The organism is Moraxella ovis (genome assembly GCF_900453105.1).
In the GTDB taxonomy this organism is placed as follows: domain Bacteria; phylum Pseudomonadota; class Gammaproteobacteria; order Pseudomonadales; family Moraxellaceae; genus Moraxella; species Moraxella ovis.
The window spans coordinates 1,550,945-1,569,336 of the sequence record NZ_UGPW01000001.1 but is presented as its reverse complement, the minus strand read 5'-3'; the positions used below and the strand labels follow the sequence as shown (position 1 = coordinate 1,569,336).

The 18,392-nt window shown below is 44.3% G+C and carries 19 protein-coding genes; 2 read left to right on the top strand and 17 right to left on the bottom strand.

Annotated elements, in window-relative coordinates; all coding sequences use genetic code 11:
- Nucleotides 1–224 precede the first annotated feature (224 nt).
- Nucleotides 225–1,664 (top strand): cysteine--tRNA ligase, encoded by a 1,440-nt coding sequence (gene cysS, locus DYD54_RS07525; protein ID WP_063514394.1) that lies wholly within the window; start codon nt 225–227, stop codon nt 1,662–1,664.
- Between the two features lie 56 nt (nt 1,665–1,720).
- Here cysS and DYD54_RS07520 read toward each other — a convergent pair whose 3' ends face one another.
- Together DYD54_RS07520 and DYD54_RS07515 are read right to left on the bottom strand one after the other, a co-directional pair.
- The gene (locus DYD54_RS07520; protein ID WP_063514393.1) at nt 1,721–3,025 is read right to left on the bottom strand and encodes a homoserine dehydrogenase; all 1,305 of its coding nucleotides are present in this window, start codon (nt 3,023–3,025) and stop codon (nt 1,721–1,723) included.
- A 231-nt stretch (nt 3,026–3,256) separates the two neighbouring features.
- Complete coding sequence (locus tag DYD54_RS07515; protein WP_063514392.1) at nt 3,257–4,060, bottom strand: DsbC family protein; 804 nt, start codon at nt 4,058–4,060, stop codon at nt 3,257–3,259.
- A gap of 217 nt (nt 4,061–4,277) precedes the next feature.
- On the opposite strand from DYD54_RS07515, the gene guaB reads away from it, so the two are divergent.
- Entirely contained in the window at nt 4,278–5,750 is a 1,473-nt protein-coding gene (gene guaB / locus DYD54_RS07510) for an IMP dehydrogenase (RefSeq protein WP_063514391.1), read from the top strand.
- A gap of 1,506 nt (nt 5,751–7,256) precedes the next feature.
- Here guaB and DYD54_RS07505 read toward each other — a convergent pair.
- The 15 genes from DYD54_RS07505 to DYD54_RS07435 form a co-directional block, all read right to left on the bottom strand.
- Nucleotides 7,257–9,473, bottom strand: coding sequence for a DUF3987 domain-containing protein (locus DYD54_RS07505; RefSeq protein ID WP_063514390.1), 2,217 nt, complete (start codon nt 9,471–9,473; stop codon nt 7,257–7,259).
- Between the two features lie 44 nt (nt 9,474–9,517).
- Nucleotides 9,518–10,003 (bottom strand): CHC2 zinc finger domain-containing protein, encoded by a 486-nt coding sequence (locus tag DYD54_RS07500; RefSeq protein WP_167541393.1) that lies wholly within the window; start codon nt 10,001–10,003, stop codon nt 9,518–9,520.
- Between the two features lie 158 nt (nt 10,004–10,161).
- Nucleotides 10,162–10,497, bottom strand: coding sequence for a hypothetical protein (locus DYD54_RS07495; protein ID WP_063514388.1), 336 nt, complete (start codon nt 10,495–10,497; stop codon nt 10,162–10,164).
- 17 nt (nt 10,498–10,514) lie between these two features.
- Entirely contained in the window at nt 10,515–10,784 is a 270-nt protein-coding gene (locus tag DYD54_RS07490) for a hypothetical protein (RefSeq protein WP_063514387.1), read from the bottom strand.
- A gap of 1 nt (nt 10,785) precedes the next feature.
- A complete protein-coding gene (locus tag DYD54_RS07485) occupies nt 10,786–11,268 on the bottom strand; it encodes a hypothetical protein (protein WP_084260662.1) in 483 nt (160 codons plus the stop codon).
- Nucleotides 11,265–12,560, bottom strand: a complete 1,296-nt coding sequence (locus DYD54_RS07480; RefSeq protein WP_063514386.1) for a hypothetical protein — start codon at nt 12,558–12,560, stop codon at nt 11,265–11,267. The genes DYD54_RS07485 and DYD54_RS07480 overlap by 4 nt, the downstream gene beginning before the upstream one ends.
- A gap of 142 nt (nt 12,561–12,702) precedes the next feature.
- Nucleotides 12,703–13,047, bottom strand: coding sequence for a hypothetical protein (locus tag DYD54_RS07475; protein ID WP_063514385.1), 345 nt, complete (start codon nt 13,045–13,047; stop codon nt 12,703–12,705).
- A gap of 41 nt (nt 13,048–13,088) precedes the next feature.
- Nucleotides 13,089–13,301, bottom strand: coding sequence for a hypothetical protein (locus DYD54_RS07470; RefSeq protein ID WP_063514384.1), 213 nt, complete (start codon nt 13,299–13,301; stop codon nt 13,089–13,091).
- A gap of 3 nt (nt 13,302–13,304) precedes the next feature.
- Nucleotides 13,305–13,667 (bottom strand): helix-turn-helix domain-containing protein, encoded by a 363-nt coding sequence (locus tag DYD54_RS07465; protein ID WP_063514383.1) that lies wholly within the window; start codon nt 13,665–13,667, stop codon nt 13,305–13,307.
- 26 nt (nt 13,668–13,693) lie between these two features.
- Nucleotides 13,694–13,939: a helix-turn-helix transcriptional regulator gene (locus DYD54_RS07460; RefSeq protein ID WP_063514382.1), complete on the bottom strand. Its 246-nt coding sequence runs from the start codon at nt 13,937–13,939 to the stop codon at nt 13,694–13,696.
- Between the two features lie 161 nt (nt 13,940–14,100).
- The gene (locus DYD54_RS07455) at nt 14,101–15,066 is read right to left on the bottom strand and encodes a hypothetical protein (protein ID WP_063514381.1); all 966 of its coding nucleotides are present in this window, start codon (nt 15,064–15,066) and stop codon (nt 14,101–14,103) included.
- 109 nt (nt 15,067–15,175) lie between these two features.
- Nucleotides 15,176–15,658, bottom strand: coding sequence for a GNAT family N-acetyltransferase (locus DYD54_RS07450; protein ID WP_063514380.1), 483 nt, complete (start codon nt 15,656–15,658; stop codon nt 15,176–15,178).
- The gene (locus tag DYD54_RS07445; RefSeq protein WP_063514379.1) at nt 15,645–15,914 is read right to left on the bottom strand and encodes a type II toxin-antitoxin system TacA family antitoxin; all 270 of its coding nucleotides are present in this window, start codon (nt 15,912–15,914) and stop codon (nt 15,645–15,647) included. Before DYD54_RS07445 ends, DYD54_RS07450 begins: the two co-directional genes overlap by 14 nt.
- Before the next feature lie 483 nt (nt 15,915–16,397).
- Nucleotides 16,398–16,784 (bottom strand): hypothetical protein, encoded by a 387-nt coding sequence (locus tag DYD54_RS11590; RefSeq protein ID WP_157079187.1) that lies wholly within the window; start codon nt 16,782–16,784, stop codon nt 16,398–16,400.
- Nucleotides 16,785–17,009: 225 nt separating this feature from the next.
- Nucleotides 17,010–18,341 carry a tyrosine-type recombinase/integrase gene (locus DYD54_RS07435; protein ID WP_063514377.1) on the bottom strand — a complete coding sequence of 444 codons (1,332 nt, stop codon included), beginning with the start codon at nt 18,339–18,341 and terminating at the stop codon, nt 17,010–17,012.
- Nucleotides 18,342–18,392: the final 51 nt, after the last annotated feature.

Sequence of the window (18,392 nt, the reverse complement as noted above, 5' to 3'; positions counted from 1 at the left end):
GATTGTTGAGTCAAAAACACCCTTAATATCAAGGGTGTTTTTTGTGGCTGTCATGATGGCGGTTTAATTTATTCTGCGTTTGGTATTTTTGTTGAACTGTATGAATTCTAAGCTTAAATTTGTTGTGTTTTTCTGATTTTGGTGTGGTTTTGTGGGGGAAATTATGGCATTTTGGGTAAATTTTCGGTATGATAATGCGTTTAAATTGACAATTCGGATTTGCCATGAGTATTTTTGCCAACCATCAAGACAATCTAAAACTCTACAACACCATGACCGCTGATAAGCAAACCTTTGTTCCGCTAGAAGCGGGTAAGGTCGGTATGTATGTGTGCGGCATGACGGTGTATGATTATTGTCATATCGGTCATGCGCGCGTGATGGTGGCGTTTGACGTGATTTATCGACACTTGATGTCGCTTGGCTTTGATGTGAGTTATGTGCGCAACATCACCGACATTGATGATAAGATCATCTACCGCGCCAATGAAAATGGTGAGAGCATAAATCAGCTCACCGAGCGATTCATCAAAGCCATGCATGAGGATGCAGATGCCTTGGGCTGTCTGCGTCCGAACATTGAGCCTAAGGCGACCGAGCACATCAATGAGATGCAGAATATCATCAGTACTTTGATGGACAAAAATCATGCCTATACCAAGGGCGGCGATGTGTATTATGCGGTTGATAGTTTTAAGGATTATGGCAAGCTGTCCAAGCGAAATCTTGATGAGATGCAGGCGGGTAGCCGCGTGGACGTGGCAGACGATAAAGCCAATCCCTTTGACTTTGTGCTGTGGAAGCGCGCCAAAGCGGGCGAACCTGCGTGGGCAAGTCCTTGGGGTGATGGTCGCCCGGGTTGGCACATTGAATGCTCGGCGATGAGCGGCTGCTGCCTTGGTGAGACTTTTGACATTCATGGCGGTGGACATGATTTGCAGTTCCCCCACCATGAGAATGAAATCGCCCAGTCCGAAGCTTGCACAGGTAAGACCTACGCCAATCACTGGCTACATGTTGGTTTTATTAATGTCGATGGCGAGAAGATGAGTAAGTCTTTGGGGAATTTCTCAACCATTAAAGACGTGCTTGCCAAATTCCACGGCGAGACAGTACGATTCTTTATCTTATCCAGTCATTATCGCAGTCAGGTCAATTTCTCTGATGCGGCACTTACCGAGAGTCATACTGCCATCAGCCGCCTATATCACGCCCTAAAATCAGCCGAGAGTGTGGGTGAGATTATCGTTGATGCCGATATTGTCCAAGCGGACTTCGCCAAAGCTTATGCTGATGAATTCGTGCAGGCGATGAATAATGACTTTAATACGCCTAAGGCGATCAGTACGCTGTTCTCGGTGGCAGGCGAGATAAATAAAGCCATCAATGCGGGCGATAATGAAGCTGTCAGAAACTACGGCGTACTGCTTAAGACGCTGGCAAGCGGGCTTGGTCTGCTTGAGGTATCTGCCAATGAGTTCTTGCAAGCAAGCCTATCGGATGATGGTCTAAGTGCCGATGAGATTGAAGCATTAATCCAAGCGCGTGCTGATGCCAAGGCAAATAAAGACTTCGCCAGAGCGGACGCCATTCGTAATGAGCTAAAAGACAAAGGCGTGGAATTAGAAGACAGTCGTGCAGGTACGACTTGGCGCCGAATCTAATGATTGCTTGAACAATAAAAAAGAGCGCTGATAACGCTCTTTTTTATTGGGTTGATTTACTCGTCTAGGCTTTCTAGGCGGATGCGCACCACGGGCTCGGTAACGGCATTTAGCCGTTCGATTTGCTTGATGGCTTCGTTTATTTGCTTTTCAAGCACTGGCAAGGTCAGGATAATGATCGGCACCAGTCCTGATTTATGAGCATCGCGCTGTAAGATTGCATCGATGTTAATGCCATTGTCACTTAGGATGCGTGTGGTGTCAGCAAGCACGCCAAGCTCGTCTTTAACCGTTAGGCGCAGATAGTAGCCAGAAGTCATCTCGTCGCTAGATAGGATGCGCGTATCTGATAGCTCCTCGGGGACGAATGCCAAGTGGGGCACGTCGCTTGGCGTGGCGGCGGCGATGACATAGATCAGATCCATCACGTCAGCCATGACTGCTGATGCGGTCGCACCTGCACCTGCACCATCGCCATAATACAGGGATTGACCCAGTGGATGAGCATCGACCATCACGGCATTTTTTACGCCGTTCACGTTGGCTAGTAGGGTGCTGTCTGGGATAAGGGTAGGGTGTACACGTAGCTCAAAGCCATTTTCGCGGCGAATGGCGAAGCCTAGGTGCTTGATGCTATAACCAAGCTCTTTGGCGTACACCACGTCTTGTAGGCTGACCTTAGTGATGCCTTCGCAATATACTTTATCAAACTGAATCGGGATACCAAAAGCGATCGATGCCAGTAGTGATAATTTGTGCGCAGCATCAATACCTTCAACATCAAAAGTAGGATCAGCTTCAGCATAGCCTAGCGCTTGAGCTTCTGCCAACACATCACCGAATTTGCGGTTTTTGGTTTGCATTTCGGTCATGATGAAGTTGCCAGTGCCATTGATGATGCCAGCTAGCCAGTCGATTTTGTTAGCGGCCAATGCTTCACGGATAATTTTGATGATGGGGATGCCACCTGCGACCGCTGCTTCATAGCGTACTTGTACGCCGTATTCTTCGGCTAAGGCGAAGATTTCATTGCCGTGCTTGGCAAGCAGTGCCTTGTTGGCGGTAACGATGTGTTTTTTGTGGCGGATGGCGTGCATTATGACATCTTTGGCAACATCAGTGCCACCAATGACTTCAATGACGATGTCCACATCATCAGCCTCTGCGATGGCAAGCAGATCAGTGCTTTGTTTGATGTTACTGTCGATGTCATCGCGATGACGGCGCGTGCCGACGTGAGTGATGTTGATGATGTGTCCGCTGCGGCGTGCCAGCTCATTGGCGTTATCTTTTAGAAGATTAACCACGCCAGTACCAACGGTACCCAGACCTAATACGGCAAGATTGATTGACTTATTCACGGTATCGTTTCTCAAAAGTTGTCAAGTTTGATGTTATAAATTTAATAATAATCACAATCGGCGCCAATCAAATCATCCATTCCTTAATTAAAATTGGCGTCTGTCAGCTGATGGATTGTATATAGGATAAAGAAGATTGCTTAACTTAGCATAACTTTATAAAACTTACTAGCAATTTTCACGTGATTTTGTGAAAATTTTATGAAAGTATTAAAAAGCAGTCACTACCTATCAGCGATGTTTGATTGCCATCTTAGCGAGCTCATCAGCAGGTAGATAGCCGCCGATTTGATGGCCGGATTCGCTAAAGATTGCAGGTGTGCCACTCACGCCAATCGCATGTCCAAGCTCTATGTGTTTTGCCACAGGGTTGTCACAGGCGGGTGCGGTGATGTTTTCGCCTTTTTTGGCGCGAGTGATGGCGTCTTTTTGATCAGCGCTGCACCAGATGGCTTGAGCCACAGGCACGAATTGTTCGGTTCTAGGCCATGCCAAATAACGAACCTCAACGCCCTGAGCTGTGATGTCGTCGATCTCGCTGTGCAGCTTTTGGCAATAATGACAGCTTGGGTCGGTGAATGCATACACGGCAGCTTTGGTCTCGCCAGTAGCAGGGTAGATGATCATCTCATTCTTATCGACCGCTGATAACATCTCTTTGGCGATGGTAGATTGCATGGCGGCAGTGATATCAACTGGTTCTTCGCCGCCGACTTTGGCGATCTGACCTTGAATGATGTATTCGCCGTTGACATCAACAAACATCGGCGGCGCTTCATCGAACATCACCCAGTACATGTTAGGCATGTCGGTCGGCATGGCGGATTTAACGGTGAGGTTTACGCCTGACGCTTGTAGGTTCTTTTGAAGAGCGCTGACCACAGCATCATCAGAGGGTAGGGCTTTGCTTGAGGCGATGGTTGGCGTGGCTGTGTCGCTATTTGCCTTATTGTCGCATGCGCTTAATACAGTTAAGCAGGCAAGGGCGCCAACCAAGCCAAATTTATTAAAAATACGGTTTGTAAAAATGCTCATTATAATGCCATTATATAGCCAAATAAAATTTATTCATTATGCCAAAAATTACCTGACTTTGCTAGCAAATTTTAGCAAGTTTGACAAATTAGCCAAAAATTGCTTGCTTTTTTCTTAGAAATTTTGATACAATACGGCGTTATTCCATAACCTGCTTTCATTGAATGGCGGTCATTTTCCGTGATTCATCGCAGGGCAACCACCAAGGAAATAACCTATGCTACGCATTGCCTACGACGCTTTAACTTTTGATGACGTGCTACTCCTGCCTGCCTATTCAGAAGTCCTGCCAAAAGAAACAAAACTAACCACCCGCCTTACTACTGACATCAACCTAAACCTACCAATCATCTCCGCTGCAATGGATACCGTGACTGAGTCTAAGATGGCGATTGCCATGGCGCAGCTTGGTGGTCTGGGCATCATCCACAAGAACATGGACATCGAGCATCAAGCCAGTCGTGTGCGTCACGTCAAGAAGTTCGAGGCGGGCACAGTGGCCGATCCTATCACAGTACATCCTGAGGCGACCGTGGGTGAGCTATTGCGCATCACTAAAGAGCATAAAATCAGCGGTGTGCCTGTGGTAGAGCGTGGTACAGATCGCGTGGTGGGTATTGTGACGCATCGTGATTTGCGTTTTGAGACTAATTTAGATCAGCCAGTGGCGAATGTGATGACGCCAAAAGACAAATTGGTCACTGTCAAAGAAGGCACGCCACAAGAACAAATCAAAGCACTACTACACGAGCACCGCATCGAGAAAGTGGTGGTGATTGATGATGATTTTCGCCTAAAAGGTCTAATTACAGTTAATGACTTTACCAAGGCTGAGAATAACCCCAGTGCTTGTAAAGACGAAAAAGGTCGCTTGCGTGTGGGTGCGGCAGTGGGCACGGGCGTAGATACCGAAGCACGAGTTGAGGCATTGGTTGCCGCGAATGTGGACGTGATCATCGTAGATACCGCTCATGGACACTCAAAAGGCGTTATCGATCGTGTGGCATGGATCAAGAAAAACTATCCAAACATCCAAGTAATCGGTGGCAATATCGCGACAGGCGATGCCGCACTTGCCCTGATGGACGCGGGCGCGAACGCAGTTAAAGTGGGTATCGGACCAGGCTCTATCTGTACTACCCGTATCATTGCAGGCATTGGCGTGCCACAGATTAGCGCGATTGATAACGTTGCCAGCGCTCTTAAAGATCGCATTCCGCTAATCGCCGACGGCGGCATTCGCTTCTCAGGCGACATGGCAAAAGCCATCGCGGCAGGTGCTTCTTGCATTATGGTGGGTAGCCTTCTGGCAGGTACAGAAGAGGCACCGGGCGAGGTTGAGCTCTTCCAAGGGCGTTACTACAAAGCATATCGTGGCATGGGTTCATTGGGTGCGATGAGCGGACAAAACGGCTCATCAGATCGCTATTTCCAAGACGCCAAAGATGGCGTTGAGAAGTTAGTGCCAGAGGGCATCGAGGGTCGCGTTCCTTATAAAGGCCCAGTGACCGGCATCATTAACCAGTTGGCGGGCGGTCTAAAATCATCAATGGGTTACACCGGCTGCCACACCATCGAAGAGATGCGTAAGAACACTACCTTTGTGAAAGTAACGTCTGCCGGCATGAAAGAATCACACGTGCATGATGTTCAAATCACCAAAGAAGCACCAAACTATCGCCAAAACTAAAAACAAAAAATCACTCGATGTCATCATCGGGTGATTTTTCTTGTATTTATAAAATGGCGCACCTAGCGGGCATCACACAAAACACATAAGTTATTGATATTTAAATAATTATTTTATATTAAATTTCAGTTATACCAGTAAATATACCAGTTTTTTTCAAAGTAACCCCCTGTTTTTGCCATTTTACCCCATTTTTACCACATCATGCAGGCGTGCGAAAATTGGCGAAAATAGGGGCGGTTTTATGTAATTTTATGTAACTTTGTTACAGCCCTACTTTCTCCGTCTTTTCGGAAGTTTTTTCCAAAACAGAATTTTTTTTATGCACGGCTAGGGGCGTGGTGTCCGCTGGTGTGGTGTTTGGCATTTCTTGCACACCCCCCGACTGTTGGCGGTCGGATTGGCTGGCGGTTCGGTGCTGGGGCGGTCGGTTCGGTCGGTGCTGGTGCTTATCTTTGTTGATGGCTATATCTAGGCGGTGGGGCTGGTGTTTGCGTGCTTGTTTTTATTATCAACATATTCACATCTTTTTAAGGATAAATTTAAAAATACACCCCCAAAAGTCTGCTAAGTTTGCTAAGTTATTCAAAAAAAGCCTTGTAAGCCTTACACCATAAGGGTTAAAAACTTTCCAGCCATTTGCTAAGTTTTGCTAAGTTATTATAAATTTTACCCCAAGTACCCTTAAAACCAGCACAACCACGACTACACAAAACCCTATAAAACCCTTTATTTAAAAGGCTTTTCGGTGTTTTATTATCAGAATTGAATAACTTAGCAGGGGTGGGAATAACTTAGCAGATATGGGAATAACTTAGCAGGGGTGGTAGTGGCTGGAATGGTCGCACGGTTCAGCCTGCTGTTCGGTGCTGGGGCGGTCGGTTCGGTCGGTGCTGGTGCTTATCTTTGTTGATGGCTATATCTAGGCGGTGGGGCTGGTGTTTGCGTGCTTGTTTTTATTATCAACATATTCACATCTTTTTAAGGATAAATTTAAAAATACACCCCCAAAAGTCTGCTAAGTTTGCTAAGTTATTCAAAAAAAGCCTTGTAAGCCTTACACCATAAGGGTTAAAAACTTTCCAGCCATTTGCTAAGTTTTGCTAAGTTATTATAAATTTTACCCCAAGTACCCTTAAAACCAGCACAACCACGACTACACAAAACCCTATAAAACCCTTTATTTACAAGGCTTTTCGGTGTTTTATTATCAGAATTGAATAACTTAGCAGGGGTGGGAATAACTTAGCAGGCATGGGAATAACTTAGCAGGGGTGGTAGTGGCTGGAATGGTCGCACGGTTCAGCCTGCTGTTCGGTGCTGGGGCGGTCGGTTCGGTCGGTGCTGGTGCTTATCTTTGTTGATGGCTATATCTGGGCAGTGGGGCTGGTGTTTGCGTGCTGTATGCTTTGGCGGTTGTTATATTCAAACAAAGCACCGATAAAAAAACAAGGGCGAACGCTTACCCTTGTTGTTTGTATTGCCTGTATGATAAAGGCGGTTGGGCTAACATTGATTTAACAATGCTGGGTTTAGCTCTATTACACGCTTTGGACGGCGGTTGGTGGTCTCGGTGTTCAGATAGATATAATTGTTATCACTTAACAATTCTAATGCTGTTTCTAGTGTTTGTTTAATTCGTAAATGCTGGGGCGTTACGCTCGTTTGTAGATACGACAAATAAAACTTATCTTGTCCTGTTTCTTTGGCTTTTTTAACCAGCCATTGTAACAGCTTTTCAGCGTCTGTAATGTCGGTGGCAATGTCATCATAGCGTCTGCGCTCGCTGGCAGAATACTCCACAATCTCAATAGCACCTTGTATGTCGTCAATGCCAATGGCATTTTTACCATTAAACCAAGCGAATAATGACGCAATACGGCTGGCATTCTCAACCATACGACTAGCATAGGCTTTGGCATTGTGATTGATACCGCCTTTGCGTTGGCTGTTTTCCACCTTTTGCCAGTAGCTTTGCACCAGCTTTAATGCCTGTGCTTGCCATGCCAGCTGTTTGCGTTTGCCTTGTTCAGGTGGCAAGGATAAAAAGTTATGGCAAATTTGCCAGTATTCTTGCAAAGTCTCATCAGTGGCAAAGTTATCAGTAATTAGCATTCTGTTACCCCTGTTGTCAGGGGGAAAGGCAAATAAACAGCGTGGCAATAATCCTTGTTGGGTTAGGCGTGTATTATTTAGTGCTGGCTTTAATGCTACATCTTGCCCACATAAAAACAGCGTCAAACGCACGCCGTACGCTATTTGATTGCCTGTATTGCTTATCGTGATACGCTCTGCGATACCCTTACTATAAATATCACAAATCGCACCAATGCTTGAACCTGCTGTTTCAGCTTTTAGGCTTGCACCGTCTAGCAGGTTTGCCCCTTCGTCTGCTGTATAGCTGGCGTTTTGGTAATTGCCATCAGTGAAGCCCTGCATGACTTTTTGAACGCTCCCACTACCAAACATACTGCGTGGGTCTGCTGGCTTGTGGTTTTGTTCGTGAAAGGCTTTGATTTCTTTTTTGCTTTTGCTGGATAATTCGTTATCATACATTCGCTTATCATCTTTGTAGGTTTCGTATTCACTCCGTTCAAAATCCAAAATGGCTTTATGGGTGATTTTGATGGTTTGGGTTTTACCGCTCCCACTTTCGCCCTGCACCACCAAAAATAGGCTGGCTGGGTTGTAGTCGCTGTTGATATAAGGCGCGTCAATAAATCCTTGTCCAATATGGCTTAACGCACCCAACACGCCAAAGCCAGCCATAGACAAGGGGACTTGCTGATAATAGGCGGTTTTTTCAACGACTTTGGCAAGTAAAGATGGAAAGGCGGTTACTGGGAATGGTGTTTCAATGTTTTTAACTTCATCAAACGCAACCATCTTACCCCATTTGTCATTATCCCCATCTTTGGCAGGGGAGGTACTATTTACCGATTTTGGGGCGTGCCTTGCTTGTAGGTATGCCGTGCCAGCGATAAGCGGTAAATTTTGAATGTTTTGGTAAATGTCTAGCGTGCCAGCTTGTGCATTTTCTAGCCGTGTGATGTGGTCGTGTGCGTCATCTGATGGGGCAAGCGGTGTATTTTGTGCCATGCTATCCACATCAACCACATCAAAAGCGATTTTAAGCCCATCTAAGGCGTTTGCCATGTCATCAAGCCACTTTTGCCCTGCTGTGTCATAATCACGCCATAAACGCACGCTACGCCCAACAAGGGGCGTTAAATCGGTGGTATTGGTACTGCTGGAAGCTCCTGCGGTGGTCGCAACAAAGCCCAAACGGTTTAACGCACTTGCACATTTTTCCCCTTCCACAAAATACACCACTTGAGTAGGGTGGGCGGTCGTCAAATCTGGTAATAGATACAGCGGTTTGGCTTTGGGTGAATAACGGGCGTGTTCGCCTTTGGTTGGTTCGCCTAGATGAAAGCGACTGCCATCATACCAGCACGGCTTAATCCATTTTTTGCCGTCCTTGTCAAATCTGGGCTTAAAATACAATAAATCACCATCTTTATCATAATAGCGATAAATGGCGGTCAAATGGTTAATATCAAAACCTTGCTCATGTAGGCTTTTATCTATGCTAAGCAAGGCATTTACCAAAGTTTGTAACGCTTGCCCGTCTTGATTGCTAAAACTGGGGTATTTTGGCGGTGTGGCAGGCGTGGCGGTGCTGGTGGGTATTTGCATGGGGTTTTGGTGGTGGTTTGTCATGGTTTATTTTCCTTGTCTGTTCTGTGTGATTGTTGTTGCCCTTGCTAGCGTTCATAGATATTTAATTCTTTGCAAGCGGTTAAAAAATCCACGCCATGATAACGCTGGTAAAAATCAAGCACATCACCGCCAGACGCTCCACAACCAAAGCAATAAAACGCCCCTGTATCCCTGTTAATGCTTAGGCTGGGCGTTTTGTCGCTGTGAAAAACGCATTTAATATTAGTCTGCTTGCCTTTTAGGTGTATGCCATAGCGTGCATAAAAACTGACTGGGTCGGGCTTGTCATTGGTATCAAATCGCATGGCGTGCTGATGATTGCCCATACCATGCTTGCCAACCGCTCTATTTTCGCTTGTATGCGGTCTATTTTCGCTTGTGGGGTGTGGGTGGTATGATTTCCCATGTGGGTGCTGGGCGTGGCTTGTGGCGTGGCTGTGTGCGTTTTGCTGATTGGCAAATGGTCGCTTGTTAAAAAATGCGTTTTTGGCAAATAATGGGCGGTTTAATAATTCGTGGGCGTTTGTCATGATAAATTCCACTGATACAATTTTAATCATTACTTGGGCTGGTTCGGTCGCTCGGTTTGGCTGCTTTGTTTTGCCATGTCGATAAATCCAGCCATCAGACAATAAAAGCCATTCACCCAAAATAGATAAATGGCTTTTTGGGTGTCTTGTGCCTTGGGTTAGGCTAACTGCTGATGGCTTGTGGTGTTCGCCAACTGCTCCAAGTATTGCTGACTGTCGGTAGCGTTATTTGCCATGTTGTAGCACGCCTGCTGGATTATCTCGCATAGGGTGTTAAAGTCTGATTTGTCATCTCTATGCTTTTTGAGTAGCTCCACCGCTTCAGACAACAAACAAAAGTTTGTGGACGCTAGATGAAATTCATCTGCTGAACAAGCTATATCATTTCTTGATACACTCATAAGCTCGTCAAATGAGTGGTTTGGCTGGTTAATGTTGTTGGTGGTGGTTTGGTTGATATTGGCGGTTGTACCGTTATTGATAACTACATTCATGATATTTTTCCCTTAGATTAAAATTGCTCTGTGATGGTTTTAATGGCGACGCTGATGCTTTCGTTACTTGCGATGCTTTGGGCGTGTTTGATTGCGTCTGAAAGCTCATTAAAATGCTGGCAAGTGATAACAAGGTGCTTATCTTTGCCATTGGCAAACACACAAGCAGGCGGTAAAAACGCATGAATGTCTTTAAATGCTACCGCTTGGCTGGTGTATGGCGTGCTTTGGTTGCGCGGTGGGCAAGTGTGGGCGGTCGCTGGTGTGATATGTTCAAAAGAAATCATCTTACACCCCCATTACAGACAAAAAGCCAATGGCAAGGCAAGCCATAGGCAAGCCAACGATAAAGCTAATAACAAGGCTTTCAGCAGGGGTAAAGTTAGATAGTTTGGCTAGAATGCCAACAAGGAAATTTTGCATATTTGCACCTGATAATTTAGTTAGTGAATACGCCCCAAAAATAGGGCGTTGGGTCTCAACTACCGTTATCAGACGGCTGTGCATATTTACCACAAGGGCTATTGTATTTTGCACTATCAACCCAACAAAATTTGATACGCACCCTTTTGGGGCGGTGTTTGCTGGTGTTGCCTGTGTGTTAGGCGTAAAAATAGCCAATGTATGACGGTTTGGCTTTACCGCTGATAATTTAGTAGTAGCGGTATTATTGCCCAACTCGTGCGATTTTGCAAGGGAATTTTTGGCTAGGTTGCACGGTGGGCAAATATGCATGGCGTTGGCTGGTGTGGCAAGTATAAATTTAATCATCTTGCACCTCCTTTGGCAAAAACACGGATAGCAGGCGTGCTAAATAACGCTACAATGCGTTCTGTGATGGTTTTTGGCTTAGGTGGTACACTTGCCCCATCTTGCTCATTCATCAGCTTTACAAGCTCATTCATGGCGTTATGGATGGCATTAGCACGGTCGCCATGTCCTGCGTATGGATTTTGGGCGTGTAGTTCGCTATGGCGGTGGTATTCGTCTGCTAGGACGGTTAGGGAATGATGAAGAATGGAATTGTTCATAGTAGTAAATTTAGTTAGTGAATGAACACGCCCACAAATAGGGCGTTGGGTCTCAACTACCGTTACTACACGGCTGTGCATATTTACCACAAGGGCTATTGTATTTTGCACTATCAACCCAACAAAATTTGATACGCACCCAATTAGGGCGGTGTTTGTTGGTCTTGTCTTAGACAATAAAAAAGCACTGTTGGACGGTGTGCAACCGTGTAGTAATTTAGTAGTAGCGGTATTATTGCCTAACTCGTGCGATTTTGCAAGGGAATTTTGGGTGTGTAGTTCGCTATGGCGGTGGTATTCGTCTGCTAGGACGGTTAGGGAATGATGAATAACGGTATTATTCACGGTGGGGTTTCCTTTTCGTTTAGTTAGTGATACCACCCCGTAAATAGGGTGGCAGGTCTCAACTACCGCGAAAAGACGGCTGGGGCTATTTCCTTTCGGTTTTGTATTTACCCCTATCAACCCGCCAAAAACTGATGATAAAGCACGGATTGCCCATGATGGGGCGTGCTTATCTTGTGATGACGCATTTACGCCAGCTTTGGGCATAAAAATAGCCAATGAATGACGGTTTGGCTTTACCGCTTTTCGTTTAGTAGTAGCGGTATTATTGCCTAACTCGTGCGATTTTGCAAGGGAATTTTTGGCTAGAATGCCAGTAAGAAATGCGGTCATGATTGACGCTCCTAGTAAAGTTTTGAGTAATTTACCCATAAATGGGCGGTGTGGTCTCACTCTCGGTCTTACTAGAAACCGCTTTACATATTCGCCAACTGGCTTATTTTGTAATATCAACCACACCATAAAGGGGCGAAAATTTGCCAGCATGGGCAAAGTTTGCGTATATGATGGGCTTACGCTTACACCAATGCCAGCTTTGGCGGTGTTTGGGCGTAAAAAAAGCCAATTTAAACCGTTTGGCGTAACGGCTAGTAAGTTTTGAGAGAGAAGCTCATCATATTTCACGCCTGCATTTTTGGCAAGTGAAATATTTTTAATCAATTCTTGTTTTAATGAAATTTCTTTCATGTTATAATCTCTTTTGTGATTGAAATTTGTGTTTTTTATTGTTCGTTTTTCCACATTTCGCCCCTAATTCGTTAGGGGCGTTTTGTTTGGTTCTGCAAGATGGCAGGCGTGGCGGTATTCTCACGCCTGCATGATGGGGCGGTTAAGATGGGTAATCGTCATCGGCTGGCAAATCATCGCCATCATCTGACGCGTGGGAAAGTTTGTCATAGTCTGGAATGCCCGCCAAAGGGTTGTTGTCGCTATGCTTTGATAAATTTTTAATATTTGGTGCCAGCTTATCGTGAATAATGCGATTTAAACGCCCTATTAGGGTTTGATATTCCATGCTTAGGCGTCTAAAACTGCACTTGCTATATAGAATGCTGTGCATGTTGTGGGCGGTATTCTTTAAATCTGCATAGGTATAAATCAGCTCGCTGTAGAGCTCGTCAAGCTCTGATTGGCTGATGGCTGGGCTTTGGGCTGGTGGGTGTTTGTCTGTCATGATGTACCTCTAGATAATCGACAAATGAATGAACAAGCGAATTAAAAAGCGGTCGGATAGCCGTGCTTGATGCACATTTCACGGCAATAAATCAACGCTCCTATCGGTGTTAGTTCTGCTTTGATAGCACGCTTCATCAGTTTATCCAAATATTTATCTTGGCTTAGGCGTTTGCCGCTCCGACTGTAGGGCGTAACTTGCCACATGGTTGCTTGATATTTTTTGGCTTTGTCGCTGATATTTAATTGTTGCATGGCTTATTTTCCTTGTGGTTTGCCGTTGTTTTGGCGTTTTGATTTGGTGGTGGTTTTTGGTTTTGCTGTTCGTGCTTGTGCTACTACTTGGTAAATGCTTGCCGTGCCGTCTAGGATTTCTTGATAACGCTGTTTGGCGGTGGTCTTATCTTTGATGAAATAGACTTTGTAGCGGGAATTTGGGCTATTTTGCCAACGCCAATCAATGACAAATCCCATCTTTTTTAGTTCTGCGATTCGTGCCGATAGGCTGGCTATGTTCATCGTGTTAATGGCGTACTTGATATGTACTTCCACGCCGTCCAGCATGGCTTGTAGCACCTGCATGGCTTGATGGCTTTTTTGATTGTGGGAAATGGGTAGCATGGTTTCGCTCCTATGATGGGTGCTAGTTATTGTTTGGTGCTGGTAGTCTGTGAAATGGCTGGACAGTCATCAGCCGTTTCTAGGCGGTTAATCCAATCTAAAATATCGCTGTTACGCCATACGGTCATTGTGGGGGATAACTTAATGGGTGCTGGGAATTTGCCAGCTTTTACCCATGCGTAAATGGTGGATTTGGATAATCCTGTCATCATGCACACGGATTTAATTCTGCTAATGCCTTGTGCTGGGAAAGTGTCGTTTGAATGGGTCATAAAATACGCCTTTGTTGGTTGTCCGATAGGGCTTATAGCACTACTAGGCGGTGCATGGCGTATTTTAGGGGGTGGGGTATGGGTAACCGCAAAGGGTAACATAGAAAAAAAGGGTTACCCTTGCAGGGTTGCCCTTTGATAAGTGATTGATTTTATTTAATTTAAGCTATTTTATTTTTGGTTTTGTTTTTTTGGCTTTGGGGCGTGGTTACCTTTTGCAGGCGGTTTTTTATTGCACCTTCGGTAAAATTGAAGTTTAAATTTCTACACGCCTGCTTAAATTTCTCACTATGATTTGTAAAATGCTTTGGCATATTATCAGTTCGGTAAATCTCGTGCCATATCCGAACCGCCATATCTAATTCGGGTGGATAAGTATAAATATCATCTTTATCAAAATATGGCTCACTGGCAGGCGTGCCATTCCCCGACTGACTAGCAAGCTGGCTTTCAAGCTCTGCTATGCGGTTTTGCAGTTTGCTAATGGTCTCGGTTTGGGTTTGTTGTTCTAGTTGTTCGCTAAGTGTGCCATATCTGTTGATGTTGGGTTGTAGTTTGGCTTGTAGCATCTCGTTTTCTTTTTTTAGGCGGTCATTTTGCGATATAAGGCTGGATAAATAACGCCCATCTAATACCTGCTGTAATTGCTTTCTTAGCCGTGCGATTTCCCTGTACTCCTCCTGCATGGCAAAATTCAGCTCTAGGCATTCTGCAAGTGGTTCAAATGCCAATAAATCTTGTCGCTTGAAATAGTATTCTTTTTGCCATTCCTGATAAAAGTAGCGTTTAATGTGTTCTTGCCAACCACAAATCTCATTTAGTCCCATCAAACTTTGAACAACCAATTTTCTATCACTTTCATCTTGTTTCAGATTATTGGCAATGTCATCAATAATACTTGAAACAGCATTCAAGCCGTCCATGTTTTTGATAAAGTCTTTGCACTCGTACAATGCAAAATCTTGATTGATTTTATAGGAGGCTACTGCTTCGCCAAACTTTACCGACTGTAAATAAAGGCAAATATCATACAAGGGGTTTTGTGTATTTTCGCCAATCAATAACAGCAAGTCGGGTAAGCTGATATAATCCTTTAAGGGATTTAATGCAATGTCTAACAACCCCATTTCATACCTTACCATACCTTAACCAAAAAAAGAGTGCAGGCGGGGCGGTCTAAGGTATGAAAAAATAACCGCCGTTCGGTTAATTACTCCTAGCCTGCAAAAGGGTTTATTAAAAATTTGGAATATCTTTAATCGCATAGCATAACCGCAAAGGGTGCTGGCTTAGCTCCACAAACCCAAAACGCTCATAAAAGGCTTTGGCGGTGTCGTCTTTGGCGTCCACAATGACAAAGGCAAGCCCCATCATCTGCGATAGTTTTTTTGCTGTCTGCATGGCGTGTAGCAATAGGTCAGCACCCAATCTACGCCCCTTGTACGCTTTATCTACCGCCAGCCGTCCCAACAGTACACAACCAATGGGGCTATGTGGGCTTTGGCGTTTTAATAACTCTGTATCGTCTGATTGCATAATTTGACACGCTGACAAAGTGTAAAAACCTGCAAGGCGGTTATTATCAATCGCTCCATAAATGACGGTCTCATGGCGTTTTAATAGCTGGCTCGCCTGCTGTCTGATAAAACGGTTTAAGGCTTCATTCTCACAATCAAAACCGCTTTTGTCATGTTCTTTGGCAAGTTTAGCTATCAACATTGACAAAACCCCTATCAAATAATGCTTGCATGGCAGGCGTGGGGCTGGCTGGTTCGTCTAGGCGGTCAATGGCTCTTTGCCAATCATCATTATTTAGGGTAATTTGGGAATTATCTTTTATGGTTTGGCTTGCCTTTTGATAAGCACAATCCAAAATAAAATAGCTCATGCTTACGCCTAATTGTTGGCTTGCCTTTTCTATGATGGCTTTGGCGTGGGCGGTGGTGCGTAAATTTATGCGTTCGGTGGCTTGCATCGGTTTATTTCCTTGTATGTCTGTATTATGTACATGATAGCATAGTTATGTTTATATCATCAACATAAGACAACTGTCATCTTTAAAAAATCCGAAAATTTAAAGATGATAACCACTACCACCCCTGCTAAGTTATTCCCATGCCTGCTAAGTTATTCCCACCCCTGCTAAGTTATTCAATTCTGATAATAAAACACCGAAAAGCCTTTTAAATAAAGGGTTTTATAGGGTTTTGTGTAGTCGTGGTTGTGCTGGTTTTAAGGGTACTTGGGGTAAAATTTATAATAACTTAGCAAAACTTAGCAAATGGCTGGAAAGTTTTTAACCCTTATGGTGTAAGGCTTACAAGGCTTTTTTTGAATAACTTAGCAAACTTAGCAGACTTTTGGGGGTGTATTTTTAAATTTATCCTTAAAAAGATGTGAATATGTTGATAATAAAAACAAGCACGCAAGCCCCATCAGCGAACCATGACAATGCCAATTAGGGCAAAAATAGGTCAGCTTTACGAATGTGGGCGGTGGGGCTTTGGTCGCACGGTTCACGCCTGCTGTTCGGTGCTGGTATGCTTGCCCATGCTGGGGCGGTCAGTGCTGGCGGTTCGGTCGGAACAGTTGGAATGGCTGGAATGGCTGGAATGGCTGGAATGGCTGGAATGGCTGGAATGGCTGGAATGGCTGGAATGGCTGGAATGGCTGGAATGGCTGGAATGGCTGGAATGGCTGGAATGGCTGGAATGGCTGGGAAATGAAAAGTTATATCATAACATATAAAAAATTGCAGGCATGGCAAGCCCATAAAAAACAACACCGCCAAAGCTGGCAAAAAATACCGACCACGCACGAACGGCAAAAAATACCAACGGTGCATAAAAAATCAAAGACGGCAAACGACAAAAGGATAAATATATAAAAAAATATTATTTTTATTTTTTTATATATCTTTTTTGGGTGGTTTTTTTGTTTGAATTAGCTGGTACTGGCACAAATTTTTTGCACTTTTTTGTTATATTATAACATTACATATATTATTTAAAATAAATATTCCCTTTTGATTTATATTTTTAATCATTTAGGCTTGCAGGCGTGGTGGTTTTTATTGCATGGCTTGGATTTCTAGCAGTGGGGCGGTTGTGGTGTTCATGCTTTTTTCCTTTTGGTTGAGTCGCTCCAAAAATAGGGTAAGCTGGTCGGTGCTGGTATCAGCAGTAAGGCGGTTTTGGTAGGTTTTGAAGTCGCCTTGTCTGACTTCATCAATGATATTCGCCCAGTCGTTCATCATCTGAATGCGTTTGGGTAGCATTTCAGCGTCATTGTACGCCCGTTCGGTTTTGTCTCTGCTGATGTGGGCTAGTTGTAATTCAATGGCTTTGGGGTTGTACTGCATTTCATAAAGGCTGGTACTTGCCAATCCACGAAAGCCGTGTCCAGTCATCTTGCCTTGATAGCCCATGCGTTTTAATGCGGTTGTAAAGGCGTTTTCGCTCATTGTACCTGTTTTACTTCGGTTGCTATAAAGCACATAGTCGCTATTAAAGCCAAAAGATTTGATTTCTTGTAGTATCTCTATCACTTGCGGGGCAAGTGGGACGATGTGGGGTAAGCCGTTTTTCATGCGGTGGGCTGGTATTCGCCAAACTTTGGCGTTTAGGTCGATTTCTTGCCATGTCATGCCTAGCAGTTCGCCAGTTCGTACAAAAGTATAAGCCAGCAGATAAAAGCCGTAACGGGTCATGGGTTCAATGTTGGCGGTGTCGATGCCCTGCATGAGTTTGGGTAATTCTTGTATTTTAATTCGTGCGTATTTGGTTTCTTTGTGTGTGATGGTGCGTCTGATGTTTCTTGGAATGGGGTTATATAGGTTTGGCGTTAATTGTTTGAGTACAACAAAGCTATAAATGCTGTTGAGTTGTCCGATGATACGCCTTGCGGTATATGTAGCCCCTTGATTGGTTAGGTTTTCTGTCAGTGTTAAAATGTCGGTCAGATTAACAGCGTGAATGTCCTTTGTGCCAAACGCTTTTTTAATGTGATTATTATAAATGCTTAAATCTCGTTCGTAAGTTTTACCGCTTACGGTGTTCTTTTGATGATGTAGCCATTTTTGGGCGAAAAAATCAAAAGAAGTCTGATTGTCTTTTTTGGCTTTTTCAGCCTTGATGATGTCTTTTGGGTTTTTGCCTTGTTCTAGTAATTCTCTGATTTTTAGATTTTCACTTCGTGCATGGCTTAGGCTCATGGCTGGATATTTGCCCAAAGTGATTTCATGTTGCTTGCCCATGTAGCGATAAACCGCCATAAATACTTTATTCCCTGTATTTCTCACATACAGCCAAAGCCCACCACCATCAGCATATTTATCTGGTCGGTTCGGTTTGCATTTTTCGGACGGTTTAAGTTTTTTAATGGCGGTATCTGTAAGGCTCATGCTGGTATATTTCCTGTATTAAATTTTATACCAGTAAATATACCAGTTTTT